This window comes from Pseudomonas sp. NS1(2017) (assembly GCF_002269425.1).
Classification (GTDB): domain Bacteria; phylum Pseudomonadota; class Gammaproteobacteria; order Pseudomonadales; family Pseudomonadaceae; genus Aquipseudomonas; species Aquipseudomonas reactans.
Map to the genome: position 1 here is coordinate 3,326,161 of NZ_CP022960.1, position 14,465 is coordinate 3,340,625.

The following is a 14,465-nucleotide window of genomic DNA, read 5'->3' on the forward strand; positions in this document are numbered from 1 at the left end:
GTCTTGTAGGAGCGAGCTTGCTCGCGAAGGACGCCAACGATAACGCGGACTTTCTGATTGGCCACGGTGCCAGTGGATTTTTCGCGAGCAAGCTCGCTCCTACAGGTGGCTTGGTTTGGCTTAGAATGGATGCCTGTTTTCTGATCAGGTCCTTTTGTCATGCTTCCTGAATGCCAGTTGTTCGGCACCCTGGGTTGTCACCTGTGTGAGATTGCCGAAGCCGAAATCATGCCGCTCGTCGAACACGGGTTGCTGGTGGAATTGGTGGACATCACTGATCCCGAGGACCTCACCGAAGCCTACGGCCTGCGGATTCCGGTACTTCGCCGAATAGACACCGGGGCGGAACTGGATTGGCCATTCGACACACAACAGGTTGTTGCCTTCCTTCGTTAGGTTTATGCGATGGCAGGTTTCCAAATATTAAGTTACTGTATGTTTGTACAGCGATTGAATTGAGGGAACGCCCGTGGTGAATGTCGAACAACTGAAAAGCAGCGTCAATCGCATGTCCGCCGACGTCGTGCGCGACGCGGTGAACGAGCTGCGCCTCGATGGCTTGGTCACGGAAGGCAAGACGCCGTTTAACAAAGTGCATTTCAATACCTGCTTTGCCGAGATCGAGGCGCTGTTCCAGCGCGCGGGCTACCACAAGCAACTGGATGTGGTGGGTTATCAGGGCTTGTTGTACGCGCTGTACGATCCGGGTCGCTGGGAAGCGGTGGACGTACTGCGCTGGCTCAAGGAGTTCACCGACGCCGCCAGTACTTCGCCGATCCTGCGGGCGGAGTTGGCCAAGGCTTGAGATCCGCCCTAGGCTCAATCCCGTTCCATGCGGGATAATGCCCGCCGGTTTTGTCACAGGCTTCGAGCATTTCATGTCCACCTCCGGTTTTTCCGCGTCTCAGCACCAAGCCAGCACCTTGTATCTGCCGCCCGGCCCTTGGGTGACAGTGCTGGATTGTCTGTGCGAACACTTCCCGGCGATCAGCCGTGAACACTGGCTGGACCGGATCGCCCGAGGCCGGGTGCTGGATCTCAATGGCAGCCCGATCAGCCTGGACCTGGGTTACAAGGAAGGCCTGTGCATTTATTACTTCCGTGAAGTGCCAAACGAGAAAGTCATCCCGGTGCAGGAAACCATCCTGTATGCCGATGAGCATCTGGTGGTCGCCGACAAGCCGCACTTCCTGCCCGTGACTCCAGCCGGTGAATACGTCGAACAAACCCTGCTGCGCCGCCTGATTCGCCGCTTGGATAATCCCTCACTGGTGCCGTTGCACCGCATCGACCGGCACACGGCGGGGCTGGTACTGTTTTCGGCCAATCCGGCCAGTCGTTCCGCGTATCAGCAACTGTTTCCCACACGCCAGATCGATAAATTCTACGAAGCCATCGCCCCAGCGCTGCCGGACCTGACCTTTCCCAGGGTGCATAAAAGCCGACTGGTCGATGGCGAGCCGTTCTTTCGCATGCAGGAAGCTGATGGCGTCCCCAATACCGAAACGGCGATGGAGGTGCGCGAGAAAAACGGCGATCTGTGGCGCTACGGCCTGTTCCCGGTGACCGGCAAGAAGCACCAACTGCGTGTGCACATGACTGCCCTCGGCGCGAGTATCTGCAACGACCCGTTCTACCCGGACGTGATCAAGGACGCCGTAGACGACTACGCCAACCCCCTAAAACTGCTCGCCCAGGGGGTGCGGTTCATCGACCCGGTTACGGGTGAAGAACGCCGTTTGCGCAGCCAGATCACCCTCGACTGGTAACCCCCGGAAACGACAAGGCCCGCGCGAGGCGGGCCTTGATGGCAAACGCTAAGACTTACAAGTCTTTGACGGTGCGAACCTGGTCTTTGTTGATGCGGGTTTGCTTGCCGTCCAACTGTTCGAACTCGTAGAAGCCCGAGTCCTTGTCGAATTTAGGGGTGTCGACGGCCTGGATTTCGCGACCGTCATTCAGGGTGATCACTGTCGGCGAGGCGCAACCGGCGAGGGTGGCGAGGCCCAGTGCAAGCATGAGAGCGGCGATGGTCCGTTGAGTCATGAGTCTGTCTCCGAGAGAATACTTTTTAATAGCTGACCTTGTGACGCGTGCGGCGCCGACAAAGTTCCTTGTGCGAGGTTCATTCTGACACGCCCGACGGCGTCTGTAACAGCTCCGGCGTATTAAGGTTGGCCAGGCGCGGGTCATCTGCCGGGCATTCCAGGCCCACGCCGCCCAGTTGCAGGAAGAGCTTGCGCGGGCTGCGTTCACCGGCGTGCCAGGCGCTATCCACCGCGTCGCGCAGGCCTGTCGGGACGATGCAGATCAACGGTTCCCAGAACTCGCCATGACGCACCATCACCGGCAGCAGCGGGTTGCGTTGCGCGGTCTCGCACAGCGCCTGGATCAGCCCTGCGTCGATATGCGGTACGTCGCACGGCACTATCAGCAGGTGCGGATGACGGGCGGCGGCGAGTCCCGCACGGATACCGGCGAGCGGGCCGGGGAAGTCCGGGCTGTCGTCGGTTACCAACTGATCGGCATAGGCGGCATAGCGCTGCGGGTTGCGGTTGCACGAGATGATCAGGTCATCCGTGAGCGGTCGCACTAGACGCTGCAAATGCGCGATCAAGGGCTGGCCGCGCCATTCCACCAGGCCTTTGTCCTGGCCGCCCATTCGCTGGCCGCGCCCACCGGACAGCAGCAAAACCGAACAGAGCAGTGGGGGCGAATCGATAGACATGGCAGTTCCGCAGCGGCAGCAAAAGGGGGGCCTGTGATATAACATCGGGCTGTTCCTTCGACAACCGGACCGTGCCATGAAAGCCAAGGCAGATGCGCCCTTCGTACCCCTGAATATTGCGGTATTGACCGTCAGCGACACCCGTACCCTTGAAACCGATACCTCCGGCCAGGTCTTCGTCGACCGCCTGGCGGCTGCCGGCCACAACCTGGCCGAGCGCGTGCTGCTCAAGGATGACCTCTACAAAATTCGCGCCCAGGTCGCCCACTGGATCGCCGAAGACGTGGTGCAAGTCGTGCTGATCACCGGCGGCACCGGCTTCACTGGCCGCGACAGCACCCCTGAGGCGGTAAGCTGCCTGCTGGACAAACAGGTCGATGGCTTTGGCGAACTGTTCCGCCAGATCTCCGTGGCCGACATCGGCACTTCGACTGTGCAGTCCCGCGCCCTGGCCGGTCTGGCCAATGGCACCCTGGTCTGCTGCCTGCCGGGCTCCACCAATGCGGTACGCACCGGTTGGGATGGCATCCTTGCCGAGCAACTCGACAACCGTCACCGTCCGTGCAACTTCGTTCCGCACCTGAAACAGGCTGAGCCTTGTGAATCCCGTGGCTAAGCCCGGCAAGACCGGCGCGTTGCTGCCGGTGGAAGACGCTTTGGCTCAACTCTTAGCGATGGCCGAAGCCGCGCCGATCCGTGAGCAGGAAACCCTGTTGCTGGCGGATTGCGATGGTCGTGTACTGGCGCAAGACCTGATCTCCACCCTCGACCTGCCGCCGTGGCCGAACAGCGCCATGGATGGTTATGCCGTACGGTTGGCGGATTGGACCGGCGAACCGCTGGTGGTCAGCCAGCGCATTTTCGCAGGCCAGGCGCCGCAACCCCTGGCCGCCGGTACCTGCGCCCGCATCTTCACCGGCGCCCCAGTACCGGAAGGGGCTGACTGCGTGGAAATGCAGGAAAACGCCGTGGTCCACGCCGACGAGCGCGTGAGCTTTACCGAGCCGCTGCACCTTGACCAGAACATCCGGCCCCAAGGCCAGGAAACCACCGTAGGTGAGTTGGTGTTGTCGGCTGGTACGCGCCTGGGCCCGATTGAACTCGGCCTGGCGGCGTCTCTCGGCCATGATCGCCTGGCGGTGATCCGTCGCCCACGCGTGGCGGTTCTGTCCACCGGCGATGAATTGATCGAACCGGGCCTGCCGCTCGGTCCGGGGCAGATCTACAACAGCAATCGGCGTGTGCTGTGCTCATGGCTTACGCGCATGGGCTGTGAAGTGATCGACGCTGGCATCCTGCCCGACGACCTGGAGCAAACCCGCGCGCGTCTGGGCGGTTTGGGCAGTGTCGACTTGATCCTGTCCACGGGCGGTGTGTCGGTGGGCGAGGCGGATTTCCTTGGGATCGCCCTGCGTGAAGAGGGTGAGTTGGCGTTGTGGAAACTGGCAATCAAACCCGGCAAGCCGCTGACCTTCGGCCACTTCCGTGGCGTGCCGGTGATCGGCCTGCCTGGCAACCCGGCGTCGACGCTGGTCACATTCGCGCTGCTGGCACGCCCTTATCTGCTGCGTCGCCAAGGTGTGCAAGACGTCGAGCCATTGCGCTTTGAAGTGCCGGTAGGGTTTACCTGGCCCAAGCCGGGCAACCGCCGCGAATACCTGCGCGGTCGCATCGAACACGGCAAAGCGATCATCTACCGTAACCAGAGCTCCGGCGTGCTGCGCAGTGCGGCGTGGGCGGAGGGGTTTGTGGAGGTGTTGGAAGGCACCACATTGGAAATGGGCGATACCGTCAATTTCATTCCCCTGAGCGAAGTACTGAACTAACCCTGTAGGCGCCGGCTTGCCGGCGATGGCGGTACATCAGTCAAGCATAGGTTGGCTGGAATACCATCATCGCTGGCAAGCCAGCTCCTACAAGGGGCTGTGTGTTCGGAAAAGGTCAGTAATCGTCCCCGCGTTCGGTCACGTCGCGTTCCACCGGCCCCGCATCCGGGTCATACCCCACCGGAAACTTGCCCTTCAGCGTCCACGCAAACGCAATGATTTCGGCAATCGTGCGGTACAACTCCTCTGGAATACTGTCACCCAGTTCCATCCGCGCCAGAAGCTTCACCAACTCGGCGTTTTCATAGATCGGCACTTCGTTTTCCCGCGCCAGCTTCAGGATGGCTTCGGCCAGGGCATCATCGCCCTTGGCGGTCAGGGTCGGTGCCTGCTGGCCGTCGTACTTGAGGGCAATCGCCTGGCGCGGTGGGTTGGCGTTTTTCATGCGGTTTCATCCACCCAGCGTTGCTCCAGCCCGGTTTTCGGCCCGCGTGGCGGGGTGCCGAGGTGGCAATCGAGGTCGCTGACATTGATGCCGGAGCTCACCAGGCGTTCGCGCAAGCTGCCCAAGTGACTTTCGATCAAACTGGCGGTAAACGGGCGCGAGGCCCACAACTGACTGGACAGTTTGCCCTGGCTCAATTGCGCCTGGACCTGCAACGGCCCCAGCGGCTCCATGTCGAAGGCCAGTTCGACGCGCCAGAGCATCTGCTTGGCGTCCTTTTTCTCTTTGCGTTCGGGCTGATCCTTGTCCGGCGCCGGTTCTTCGCGCTGGAACTTGACCTGCAATGGCACGATGTCTTGTAACGTGCGCATGGGAATTTCCAGCTGCCAGGTGGTTTGCAGGCGGCCGTCAGCGGTGGTGCCGGTCTGTTCCAGGCTCGACAACTGATGACTCTGCAAGCGCGAGATCGCTCCGGCGGCCAGGCGCAGCAGGTTTTCCAAGTCACCTTCGCCTTCCAGTTTCGCCATCAGTCGTTCGGGCAAGGGAAAGCCGGCAGGTATTTGGCGGGCGCTGACCTGGCCGAGGGTGTTCAAAGGGCTGCGCACGAAGTTGGGCAGCACCTGGGCCAGGGTATTGGCAGCGAGGATGGCAGTCATATTGGTGCTGGCGGGCAGGGCCGGCAGCAAGTCGGCGACCAGGCGCAGCAAGGCGCCTTTCATGTCCAGCGGTGGGACCTGCGGGTTTTGCCCGGCGAGCAGCCTAGCTTCCAGAAATGCACCGCTGTTCTGGATAACTTGCGCCAGTACCTTGGGGTTACTGACCTGGGCCAGGTCGGGCAGGGCAGCGAGTAAACGCTCAGCGGCGCCGCGCAGTTCGGCCGAGGTGCTGTCGCCGCGTGGCAAATTTTGCAATGCAGTGAAGACTGCATCCAGCGAGCCCTGGCGGCTTTGCTGGGTCGACAGTTGCTGCGTGACCGCCAACTGATCCTTGAGCCCGCTCAGCGGCACAAAGCTCAAGGTCTGAGCGTTCTGTATCACGGCGCTGAGCAGGCTGCCGACGCGCAACGGCTGCGGACTTTCCACGCTCAGGCTCGCGCCAGCCAGCGTGCTGTTGAGCACAGTCACCAGCGAGCGATAGATGGCCGGTTGCGCCGTACCTTGGGGCAACATCTGGGTGGTCAGTACCTTGGCCTGCAACAGCGTGCCCACCGGCATCTGGTTCGTGTCGATGCGGGTGAGGGCGGCGACATTGGCGCTTAAGGCCTGTTGCAGGCTGAGGGTCAGGTTGCCGGTGGGCGTCTGGCTCACTGCCACATTGCTGCCCAACGGCAGCGGCTGCGGGCTGCTGGCCTGCACCAGCGTCTGACGGCCGCCTTCAAGGGTCAACTTGAGCAGCAACTGAAAGGCTTCACCACCTTGTTTCAGGGCGATGACTTCGGCGTTCGCGGTTTTCCCAGGGTCGATCAGGCCGATCTGCGGCTCCAGCAGTTTCAGCAACTCGCCGGCAGCAGGCGCCGGGCCGGGCCCGGCCGCCGGGGCGGGTGGAAGCGTAGGAAGGTTGATCTCACCGGTCATCGCGCGCGTCGTCTCTGGGGAAATTGCCCTCTTTAGAGTAGGGCATCACATGTATAATGCCGCCCGTCTGCAACGAGAGCGGTAAAAACCTCACAACTATTTGATCCAGCTCTCTAAAATCGGTCGCCAAAGCCGTTATTGTGCATTTCTCTTTAACGGCCGCTGCACCGCCGACTTGAACCGTAAAGGCCCGCGATCTTTTGACCAGCCCTCTTCTTGAAGCCGTAGCGCTCTCCTGTGAACGCGACCTGCGCCTGCTGTTCGAGCACCTCGAACTGCGGCTGGCGGGCGGCGACATGGTGCAGGTTAGCGGCCCCAACGGCAGCGGCAAGACCAGTTTGTTGCGCCTGTTGGCCGGGTTGATGCAGCCAACCGCAGGCGAAGTTCGGCTCAATGGCAAGGCGCTCCACGAACAACGCACAGAACTTGCGCGCAACCTGATCTGGATCGGCCACGCCGCCGGCATCAAGGACGTGCTCACCGCCGAAGAAAACCTTAGCTGGCTCAGTGCCCTGCATCATCCCGCGTCCCGCGATGCCATTTGGCAGGCCCTGGCCGCCGTCGGCCTCAAGGGTTTCGAGGATGTTCCCTGCCACACCCTGTCCGCCGGCCAGCAGCGCCGCGTGGCCCTGGCGCGTTTGTATCTGCCGGGCCCGCCGCTGTGGATTCTCGACGAGCCCTTCACCGCCCTCGACAAACAAGGCGTCGCCCAGTTGGAAGAACACCTGGCCCAACATTGCGAGCGGGGCGGTCTGGTCATCCTCACGACCCACCACACCCTGACGCGCATGCCCGCCGGCTACCGTGATCTTGACCTGGGGCGGTGGTCGGCATGAGCGTATTCGCCCTGTTGGTCGCCCGGGAAGCGCGCTTGCTCTGCCGTCGCCCGGCGGAACTGGCCAACCCGCTGGTGTTCTTCGCGATTGTCATCGCGTTGTTCCCGTTGGCCGTCGGCCCCGAGACTAAACTGTTGCAAACCTTGTCCCCAGGACTGGTGTGGGTGGCGGCGCTTTTATCGGTCCTGCTCTCGCTGGACGGGCTGTTTCGCAGTGATTTCGAAGACGGTTCCCTGGAACAGTGGGTCCTTTCGTCGCACCCCCTGCCACTTCTGGTACTGGCCAAGGTACTGGCACACTGGGCTTTTTCCGGCTTGGCGCTAGTCTTGCTCTCGCCGCTGCTGGCGATGATGCTGGGCTTGCCCGTCGAATGCCTGCCGGTGTTGCTCCTGTCCTTGTTGCTCGGTACGCCGGTGCTCAGCCTGTTGGGGGCGGTGGGCGCAGCGTTGACCGTGGGTTTGAAGCGGGGCGGCCTGTTGCTGGCCCTGTTGATTCTGCCTTTGTACATCCCGGTGTTGATCCTGGGCAGCGGTGCTTTGCAGGCCGCGCTCATGGGCATGCCGGCGACCGGTTACCTCCTGTGGCTTGGTAGCCTGACCGCCCTGGCGGTAACCCTGACACCCTTTGCTATAGCGGCCGGCCTGAAGATCAGCGTCGGCGAATAATGAGGTCTGGTTAAGCGTTGTCTTAACCAGTAAAGACCCTAAGCTTTTCGCAACGACGAAAAGCTACCGTGATGGAAACAGCAATGAACTGGACCTGGTTTCACAAGCTCGGCTCGCCCAAATGGTTCTATGGCATCAGCGGCAAGCTGCTGCCGTGGTTGAGCATCGCTGCCGTATTGCTGATCGGCATCGGCCTGGTCTGGGGCCTGGCCTTCGCGCCGCCGGACTACCAGCAAGGCAACAGCTTTCGCATCATCTATATCCACGTTCCCGCCGCGATGCTGGCCCAGTCCTGCTACGTGATGCTTGCGGTGTGCGGCATCGTCGGCCTGGTGTGGAAGATGAAGCTCGCGGACGTGGCCCTGCAATGCGCCGCGCCTATCGGCGCCTGGATGACCGCCGTCGCGCTGGTCACCGGTGCGATCTGGGGCAAGCCCACCTGGGGTTCGTGGTGGGTGTGGGATGCGCGATTAACCTCCATGTTGATCCTGCTGTTCCTGTACTTCGGTCTGATTGCCCTGGGCAACGCGATCAGTAATCGTGACAGTGCCGCCAAGGCCTGTGCGGTGCTGGCGATTGTTGGCGTGATCAACATCCCGATCATCAAATATTCGGTGGAGTGGTGGAACACCCTGCACCAGGGCGCCACCTTCACCCTCACCGAAAAACCGGCAATGCCCGTGGAAATGTGGGCGCCGTTGCTGCTGATGGTGCTGGGCTTCTACTGTTTCTTCGGCGCCGTGCTGCTGATGCGCATGCGCCTTGAAGTGCTCAAACGTGAATCGCGCGCCAGCTGGGTCAAGGCCGAAGTGCAAAACAGCCTGGGAGCGCGCGCATGAGTTTTGCTTCTTTCAGCGAGTTTCTCGCCATGGGCCATCACGGCCTGTATGTCTGGACGGCCTATGGCATCTGCCTGGCGGTGCTGGCCCTCAACGTCGCGGCGCCGATCCTGGCCCGCAAGCGTTACCTGCAACAAGAGGCGCGTCGTCTGCGCCGGGAGACCGAAAAGTGAATCCGCTGCGTAGAAAGCGTCTGTTGATCATCCTTGCCATCCTGGCCGGCGTCGGCATTGCCGTGGCCCTGGCCTTGAGTGCCCTGCAGCAGAACATCAACCTGTTCTACACCCCGACCCAGATTGCCAATGGCGAAGCCCCTGTGGATACGCGGATTCGCGCCGGCGGCATGGTAGAGCAGGGCTCGCTGAAGCGTTCCGGTGATTCCCTCGACGTGACCTTCGTGGTCACCGACTTCAACAAAGCCGTGACCATCACTTACCGCGGCATCCTCCCGGACCTGTTCCGCGAAGGCCAGGGCATCGTCGCCCTGGGCAAGCTCAACGCCGACGGCGTGGTGGTGGCCGATGAAGTGCTGGCCAAGCACGATGAAAAATACATGCCGCCTGAGGTGACCAAAGCCCTCAAAGACAGCGGCCAGTCCGCCCCCACCCCCGCCAAGGAGGGTTGAGTCATGAACGCCGCTCTGTTTATTCCCGAACTCGGCCAGTTGGCGATGATCCTCGCCCTATGTTTTGCCGTCGTCCAGGCCGTGGTGCCGTTGCTCGGTGCCTGGCGCGGTGATCGCCTGTGGATGAGCCTGGCGCAGCCGGCAGCCTGGGGCCAGTTTGCTTTTCTGCTGTTCGCCTTTGGTTGCCTGACCTACGCCTTCATGACCGACGACTTTTCCGTCGCCTACGTCGCCAACAACTCCAACACGGCCTTGCCTTGGTACTACAAGTTCAGCGCCGTGTGGGGCGCCCACGAAGGGTCGTTGCTGTTGTGGGCCTTGATCCTTGGCGGCTGGACCTTCGCCGTGTCGGTGTTCTCGCGCCAACTGCCGCAAGTGATGCTGGCCCGGGTGCTGGCGGTGATGGGCATGATCAGCATCGGCTTCCTGCTGTTTTTGATCATGACCTCCAACCCGTTCAGCCGCATCCTGCCGCAGATTCCTACAAACGGGCATGACCTCAACCCGCTGCTGCAAGACATCGGCCTGATCGTGCACCCGCCGATGCTCTACATGGGTTACGTGGGTTTCTCGGTGGCCTTCGCCTTCGCCATCGCCGCGCTGCTCGGTGGGCGTCTCGATGCGGCCTGGGCGCGCTGGTCGCGGCCGTGGACCATCGTGGCCTGGGCTTTCCTGGGGATTGGTATCACCTTGGGCTCTTGGTGGGCGTATTACGAACTCGGCTGGGGCGGCTGGTGGTTCTGGGACCCGGTGGAAAACGCCTCCTTCATGCCATGGCTAGTGGGCACGGCGCTGATTCACTCGCTGGCCGTCACCGAAAAACGCGGCGTGTTCAAAAGCTGGACCGTGTTGCTGGCCATCGCGGCATTTTCCCTCAGCCTGCTTGGCACTTTCCTGGTGCGTTCGGGCGTGCTGACGTCGGTGCACGCATTTGCCTCCGACCCGGAACGCGGCGTGTTCATCCTGATCTTCCTGCTGTTTGTGGTCGGCGGCTCCCTGACGCTGTTTGCGTTGCGCGCGCCAGTAGTCAAGAGCCAAGTCGGTTTCAATCTGTGGTCGCGGGAAACATTGTTGTTGGGCAATAACTTGGTGCTGGTGGTGGCAGCGTCGATGATTCTGCTCGGCACCCTGTATCCATTAGTGCTGGATGCCCTGAGCGGCGCCAAGCTGTCTGTGGGGCCGCCGTATTTCAACGCGTTGTTTATCCCGTTGATGGGGCTGTTGATGGTGGTGATGGCCGTTGGCGTGCTGGTGCGCTGGAAAGACACCCCGGTGAAATGGCTGGTGGGCATGCTGATGCCGGTGCTGCTCGGCAGCGTGGCCTTGGCGGTGATCGCCGGGTTTGCCTATGGCGACTTCAACTGGGCCGTACTCGCGACCTTCCTGCTCGCCGCCTGGGTATTGCTGGCCGGCGTGCGCGATATCGTCGACAAGACTCGCCACAAAGGCCTGCTCAAAGGCCTGCCCAGCCTGACCCGCAGCTATTGGGGCATGCAGATCGCCCACATCGGCATCGCCGTATGCGCCCTTGGCGTGGTGCTCTCCAGCCAGAACAGCGCCGAGCGCGACCTGCGCCTGGCGCCGGGTGAGTCCATGGACCTGGCCGGTTACCACTTCATCTTCGAGGGTGCCAAGCACTTCGAAGGGCCGAATTTCACGTCGGACAAAGGCACCGTTCGTGTCGTCCGCAACGGCAAGGAAATCGCTGTGCTGCACCCGGAAAAACGCCTGTACACCGTGCAGAGTTCGATGATGACCGAAGCCGGCATCGACGCCGGTTTCACTCGCGACCTGTATGTGGCACTGGGCGAACCCTTGGGCGACGGCGCCTGGGCCGTGCGCGTGCACGTCAAACCGTTTGTACGCTGGATCTGGTTCGGCGGCTTGCTCACCGGTTTCGGTGGTTTGCTGGCCGCGCTGGACCGGCGTTATCGGGTCAAGGTCAAGAGCCGGGTGCGTGAAGCACTGGGCCTGCAAGGGGCGGCGGCATGAAGCGTTGGTTGATGGTTGTGCCGCTGGCGATGTTTCTGGTGGTCGCGGTGTTCTTGTATCGCGGGTTGTATCTGGACCCGGCCGAGCTGCCTTCGGCGATGATCGGCAAGCCGTTCCCGGCGTTTTCGCTGCCGACCGTGCAGGGCGACAAAACCCTGACCCAGGCCGACCTGCTGGGCAAACCGGCGCTGGTCAACGTGTGGGGCACCTGGTGCATCTCCTGCCGCGTCGAACACCCGGTGCTGAACAAACTGGCCGAGAAGGGCGTGGTGATCTACGGCATCAACTACAAGGACGACAATGCGGCGGCCTTGAAGTGGCTGGCCGAGTTCCACAACCCGTACCAGCTGGATATCCGCGATGAAGACGGCAACCTCGGCCTGAACCTCGGTGTGTACGGCGCCCCGGAAACCTTCTTCATCGACGCCAAGGGCGTGATCCGCGACAAGTACGTCGGCGTGATCGACGAAGTGGTCTGGCGCGAGCAACTGGCCGCCAAGTACCAGGCGTTGGTCGATGAGGCCAAGCCATGAAGCGTCTGTTAGCCGCTGCGGTGTTGGCGCTTGGACTGGTCGGCGTCGCCCATGCCGCCATCGACACCTACGAATTCGCCAAGGACGGTGACCGCGAGCGTTTCCGCGAACTCACCAAGGAACTGCGCTGCCCCAAGTGTCAGAACCAGGACATCGCCGACTCCAACGCACCCATCGCCGCCGACCTGCGCAAAGAGATTTTCCGCATGCTGGGGGAGGGCAAGGACAACCAGCAGATCATCGACTTCATGGTCGACCGCTACGGTGATTTCGTGCGCTACAAACCGGCCCTCACCGGCAAGACCGCGCTGCTCTGGTTCGGCCCTGCCGGGCTGTTGCTGGCCGGCGTCGTCGTCATGGCCGTGATCGTGCGCCGCCGTCGCGCCGCGCCGACTGACGGTTCCGACGCGCTGTCCCCTGATGAGCGTAAACGCCTCGACCAATTGCTGGACACCAAGACTGATGATTGATTTCTGGCTCGCAGCCGGCTTGCTGCTTCTGATTGCCCTGAGTTTCCTGTTGATCCCTGTACTGCGTGGCCGCCGCGCCCAGCGTGAAGAGGACCGCACCGCGCTGAACGTGGCGCTCTACCAGGAACGTGTGGCCGAGCTGCAAGTGCAGCAGGATGAAGGCGTGCTCAATGCCGCTCAACTCGACACCGGCCGCGCCGAAGCCGCCCGCGAATTACTGGCCGACACCGAAGGCGTGGAAAAACCGCGCGAATCACGCCTGGGCAAGCCATTGCCATTTTTGGCGGCGTTTTTGGTGCCTGTCCTCGGCGTTGCGCTGTACCTGCATTACGGGGCCAGCGACAAGGTTGAACTGACCCGCGAATTCTCTCAGCCGCCGGTGTCCATGGAAGACATGACCCAGCGCCTGGAACGCGCCGCCGCCGCCCAGCCGGACTCGGCGGAAGGCCTGTACTTCCTCGGCCGTGCTTACATGGCCCAGGACCGTTCCGCTGATGCGGCCAAGGTCTTCGAACGCACCGTGGCCCTGGCCGGGCGCCAGCCGGAACTGCTCGGCCAGTGGGCCCAGGCGCAGTACTTTGCCGACAACAAGCAGTGGTCGCCCAAGGTTCAGGCGCTGACCGATGAGGCCTTGAAGCTGGATCCGAAGGAAGTCACCAGCCTGGGTCTGCTCGGTATCGCGGCGTTTGAAGGCCAGCGTTATCAGGAGGCGATTGACTACTGGAACCGGCTGTTGGCGCAACTGCCACCGGAAGACAACTCCCGCGCAGCGCTGCAAGGTGGTATTGATCGCGCTGCTGAGAAGCTGAAAGAAAGCGGCGGCACCGTCGCCCCTCAAAAAGCCGCGATGAAAGTTCGGGTGGATCTGAGCGCCGACGTGAAGGCCAAAGCCCTGCCGACTGACAGCGTGTTCATCTTTGCCCGTGCGGTCTCCGGCCCACCGGCGCCATTGGCCGCCAAACGCGTCACCGTCGCCGAACTGCCGATCACCGTCGAACTGGGCGATGCTGACGCAATGATGCCGCAGTTGAAACTGTCGAACTTCCCCGAAGTCCAACTGGTTGCGCGCATATCCCGGGCTGGTGTTCCGACAGCTGGCGAGTGGATCGGCCGCAGCCAACCCTTGGCCAGCACCACGACTGCCCTGCAGCAGCTGACCATCGACAGTCCGGACAAGTAAATCGAGGAAACGCCTATGACCGCATTTGCACGCATCACCCTGCTTAGCCTGGTATTGGGCTTGAGCGCTTGTGCGGTCCACCGCCCACCTCCCGCGCCTACCGGCCCGACCATCCCACCGTCAGGCCCGTCGACCCAGCCGAGCACCAAGCCCTCGGGCCCGGTGACTCCAGCACCGAAACCGGTCCCCACCAAATCCGCGACCTTCGCCCCACCACCGGGCGCTGTGAGCCACTGGGACGGCAAGATGCAGGTGTATGTGCTGGACGAACAGCCCGACACCTTCTACCGCCAGCGCACGTATTACCGCTGGAGCAACGGCTGGAGCCGCTCGATCAGCCCGAACGGGCCGTGGGAAGAGACCGACGTGCAAGGCGTGCCGCCGGGACTGAGCAAGCAATACGCACAATGACAAAAGGCGACCTTCGGGTCGCCTTTTTCATGCCTATTTATAGCATCCCCCCTGTAGGAGCTGGCTTGCCAGCGAAAAACGCCCAGGCGCCACGCCCATCCTGAATGCCCACGTCATCGTTAACGACCATCGCTGGCAAGCCAGCTCCTACAGGGGATCGCGTAGGCTGTCAGTCCACCGGACACGCCTGATTCAGCGCTTCATCCACCGTGGGAACGATCATTCGACCACTTCCAACCTTTCACAAAACCTTCATCCAACCGTCCCCCTCCAGTCATGCGCAAGTCATAGGGCTGACACCTCCCGCGCCTACTGTCGTTTGAACTCAACCGCAGCCATCC

Annotated in this window: 19 protein-coding genes; 15 read left to right on the top strand and 4 right to left on the bottom strand. The window is 62.1% G+C overall.

The features are described 5' to 3' along the window. The first annotated feature begins 159 nt into the window (after positions 1-159). The 3 genes from CI807_RS15790 (at position 160) to CI807_RS15800 (ending at position 1,769) form a co-directional block, all read left to right on the top strand. Positions 160-396 carry a glutaredoxin family protein gene (locus tag CI807_RS15790; protein WP_016978477.1) on the top strand — a complete coding sequence of 79 codons (237 nt, stop codon included), beginning with the start codon at positions 160-162 and terminating at the stop codon, positions 394-396. Positions 397-469: 73 nt separating this feature from the next. Then, a complete protein-coding gene (locus CI807_RS15795) occupies positions 470-805 on the top strand; it encodes a transcriptional regulator (RefSeq protein WP_095015287.1) in 336 nt (111 codons plus the stop codon). 73 nt (positions 806-878) lie between these two features. Then, entirely contained in the window at positions 879-1,769 is an 891-nt protein-coding gene (locus CI807_RS15800) for a pseudouridine synthase (RefSeq protein WP_025999897.1), read from the top strand. 55 nt (positions 1,770-1,824) lie between these two features. Here the strand turns inward: CI807_RS15800 and CI807_RS15805 are convergent, their stop codons facing one another. Then, positions 1,825-2,046, bottom strand: a complete 222-nt coding sequence (locus CI807_RS15805; RefSeq protein ID WP_016978480.1) for a YgdI/YgdR family lipoprotein — start codon at positions 2,044-2,046, stop codon at positions 1,825-1,827. Positions 2,047-2,125: 79 nt separating this feature from the next. After that, positions 2,126-2,728 carry a molybdenum cofactor guanylyltransferase MobA gene (gene mobA / locus CI807_RS15810; RefSeq protein ID WP_095015288.1) on the bottom strand — a complete coding sequence of 201 codons (603 nt, stop codon included), beginning with the start codon at positions 2,726-2,728 and terminating at the stop codon, positions 2,126-2,128. Between the two features lie 76 nt (positions 2,729-2,804). Here mobA and moaB point away from each other — a divergent pair, with 76 nt between their 5' ends. Further along, positions 2,805-3,344: a molybdenum cofactor biosynthesis protein B gene (gene moaB, locus CI807_RS15815; RefSeq protein WP_016978482.1), complete on the top strand. Its 540-nt coding sequence runs from the start codon at positions 2,805-2,807 to the stop codon at positions 3,342-3,344. Beyond that, positions 3,328-4,554: a gephyrin-like molybdotransferase Glp gene (gene glp / locus CI807_RS15820; RefSeq protein ID WP_095015289.1), complete on the top strand. Its 1,227-nt coding sequence runs from the start codon at positions 3,328-3,330 to the stop codon at positions 4,552-4,554. The genes moaB and glp overlap by 17 nt, the downstream gene beginning before the upstream one ends. A gap of 115 nt (positions 4,555-4,669) precedes the next feature. Here the strand turns inward: glp and CI807_RS15825 are convergent, their stop codons facing one another. Continuing rightward, entirely contained in the window at positions 4,670-4,999 is a 330-nt protein-coding gene (locus CI807_RS15825; RefSeq protein WP_095015290.1) for an EscU/YscU/HrcU family type III secretion system export apparatus switch protein, read from the bottom strand. Next, the gene (locus CI807_RS15830; protein WP_095015291.1) at positions 4,996-6,573 is read right to left on the bottom strand and encodes a flagellar hook-length control protein FliK; all 1,578 of its coding nucleotides are present in this window, start codon (positions 6,571-6,573) and stop codon (positions 4,996-4,998) included. The genes CI807_RS15825 and CI807_RS15830 overlap by 4 nt, the downstream gene beginning before the upstream one ends. Before the next feature lie 200 nt (positions 6,574-6,773). Here CI807_RS15830 and ccmA point away from each other — a divergent pair, with 200 nt between their 5' ends. The 10 genes from ccmA to CI807_RS15880 all read left to right on the top strand — a co-directional run bounded on the left by ccmA (position 6,774) and on the right by CI807_RS15880 (position 14,124). Next, on the top strand, positions 6,774-7,409 hold the full coding sequence (gene ccmA / locus CI807_RS15835) for a cytochrome c biogenesis heme-transporting ATPase CcmA (RefSeq protein WP_095015292.1): 636 nt from the start codon (positions 6,774-6,776) through the stop codon (positions 7,407-7,409). Next, complete coding sequence (ccmB, locus tag CI807_RS15840; RefSeq protein WP_003189951.1) at positions 7,406-8,074, top strand: heme exporter protein CcmB; 669 nt, start codon at positions 7,406-7,408, stop codon at positions 8,072-8,074. The genes ccmA and ccmB overlap by 4 nt, the downstream gene beginning before the upstream one ends. 83 nt (positions 8,075-8,157) lie before the next feature. Further along, positions 8,158-8,913, top strand: a complete 756-nt coding sequence (locus CI807_RS15845) for a heme ABC transporter permease (RefSeq protein WP_016978486.1) — start codon at positions 8,158-8,160, stop codon at positions 8,911-8,913. Further along, the gene (gene ccmD, locus CI807_RS15850; protein ID WP_061435869.1) at positions 8,910-9,086 is read left to right on the top strand and encodes a heme exporter protein CcmD; all 177 of its coding nucleotides are present in this window, start codon (positions 8,910-8,912) and stop codon (positions 9,084-9,086) included. The genes CI807_RS15845 and ccmD overlap by 4 nt, the downstream gene beginning before the upstream one ends. Beyond that, positions 9,083-9,538, top strand: a complete 456-nt coding sequence (ccmE, locus tag CI807_RS15855; RefSeq protein ID WP_028615684.1) for a cytochrome c maturation protein CcmE — start codon at positions 9,083-9,085, stop codon at positions 9,536-9,538. Before ccmD ends, ccmE begins: the two co-directional genes overlap by 4 nt. A gap of 3 nt (positions 9,539-9,541) precedes the next feature. After that, on the top strand, positions 9,542-11,530 hold the full coding sequence (locus CI807_RS15860; RefSeq protein ID WP_095015293.1) for a heme lyase CcmF/NrfE family subunit: 1,989 nt from the start codon (positions 9,542-9,544) through the stop codon (positions 11,528-11,530). Continuing rightward, positions 11,527-12,063 carry a DsbE family thiol:disulfide interchange protein gene (locus CI807_RS15865; protein WP_016978490.1) on the top strand — a complete coding sequence of 179 codons (537 nt, stop codon included), beginning with the start codon at positions 11,527-11,529 and terminating at the stop codon, positions 12,061-12,063. The genes CI807_RS15860 and CI807_RS15865 overlap by 4 nt, the downstream gene beginning before the upstream one ends. Beyond that, positions 12,060-12,533, top strand: coding sequence for a cytochrome c-type biogenesis protein (locus CI807_RS15870; RefSeq protein WP_017136200.1), 474 nt, complete (start codon positions 12,060-12,062; stop codon positions 12,531-12,533). Before CI807_RS15865 ends, CI807_RS15870 begins: the two co-directional genes overlap by 4 nt. Continuing rightward, entirely contained in the window at positions 12,526-13,713 is a 1,188-nt protein-coding gene (gene ccmI / locus CI807_RS15875; RefSeq protein ID WP_095015294.1) for a c-type cytochrome biogenesis protein CcmI, read from the top strand. Before CI807_RS15870 ends, ccmI begins: the two co-directional genes overlap by 8 nt. Positions 13,714-13,728: 15 nt before the next feature. Further along, entirely contained in the window at positions 13,729-14,124 is a 396-nt protein-coding gene (locus CI807_RS15880) for a hypothetical protein (protein WP_095015295.1), read from the top strand. The last annotated feature ends 341 nt before the right edge of the window (positions 14,125-14,465 follow it).

Coding starts and splice junctions, on each gene's coding strand:
- CI807_RS15790 (WP_016978477.1), top strand. CDS start 160: ATGCTTCCTGAATGCCAGTTGTTCGGCACCCTGGGTTGTCACCTGTGT.
- CI807_RS15800 (WP_025999897.1), top strand. CDS start 879: ATGTCCACCTCCGGTTTTTCCGCGTCTCAGCACCAAGCCAGCACCTTG.
- CI807_RS15805 (WP_016978480.1), bottom strand. CDS start 2,046: ATGACTCAACGGACCATCGCCGCTCTCATGCTTGCACTGGGCCTCGCC.
- mobA (WP_095015288.1), bottom strand. CDS start 2,728: ATGTCTATCGATTCGCCCCCACTGCTCTGTTCGGTTTTGCTGCTGTCC.
- moaB (WP_016978482.1), top strand. CDS start 2,805: ATGAAAGCCAAGGCAGATGCGCCCTTCGTACCCCTGAATATTGCGGTA.
- CI807_RS15825 (WP_095015290.1), bottom strand. CDS start 4,999: ATGAAAAACGCCAACCCACCGCGCCAGGCGATTGCCCTCAAGTACGAC.
- CI807_RS15830 (WP_095015291.1), bottom strand. CDS start 6,573: ATGACCGGTGAGATCAACCTTCCTACGCTTCCACCCGCCCCGGCGGCC.
- ccmB (WP_003189951.1), top strand. CDS start 7,406: ATGAGCGTATTCGCCCTGTTGGTCGCCCGGGAAGCGCGCTTGCTCTGC.
- CI807_RS15845 (WP_016978486.1), top strand. CDS start 8,158: ATGAACTGGACCTGGTTTCACAAGCTCGGCTCGCCCAAATGGTTCTAT.
- ccmD (WP_061435869.1), top strand. CDS start 8,910: ATGAGTTTTGCTTCTTTCAGCGAGTTTCTCGCCATGGGCCATCACGGC.
- CI807_RS15860 (WP_095015293.1), top strand. CDS start 9,542: ATGAACGCCGCTCTGTTTATTCCCGAACTCGGCCAGTTGGCGATGATC.
- CI807_RS15865 (WP_016978490.1), top strand. CDS start 11,527: ATGAAGCGTTGGTTGATGGTTGTGCCGCTGGCGATGTTTCTGGTGGTC.
- CI807_RS15870 (WP_017136200.1), top strand. CDS start 12,060: ATGAAGCGTCTGTTAGCCGCTGCGGTGTTGGCGCTTGGACTGGTCGGC.
- ccmI (WP_095015294.1), top strand. CDS start 12,526: ATGATTGATTTCTGGCTCGCAGCCGGCTTGCTGCTTCTGATTGCCCTG.
- CI807_RS15880 (WP_095015295.1), top strand. CDS start 13,729: ATGACCGCATTTGCACGCATCACCCTGCTTAGCCTGGTATTGGGCTTG.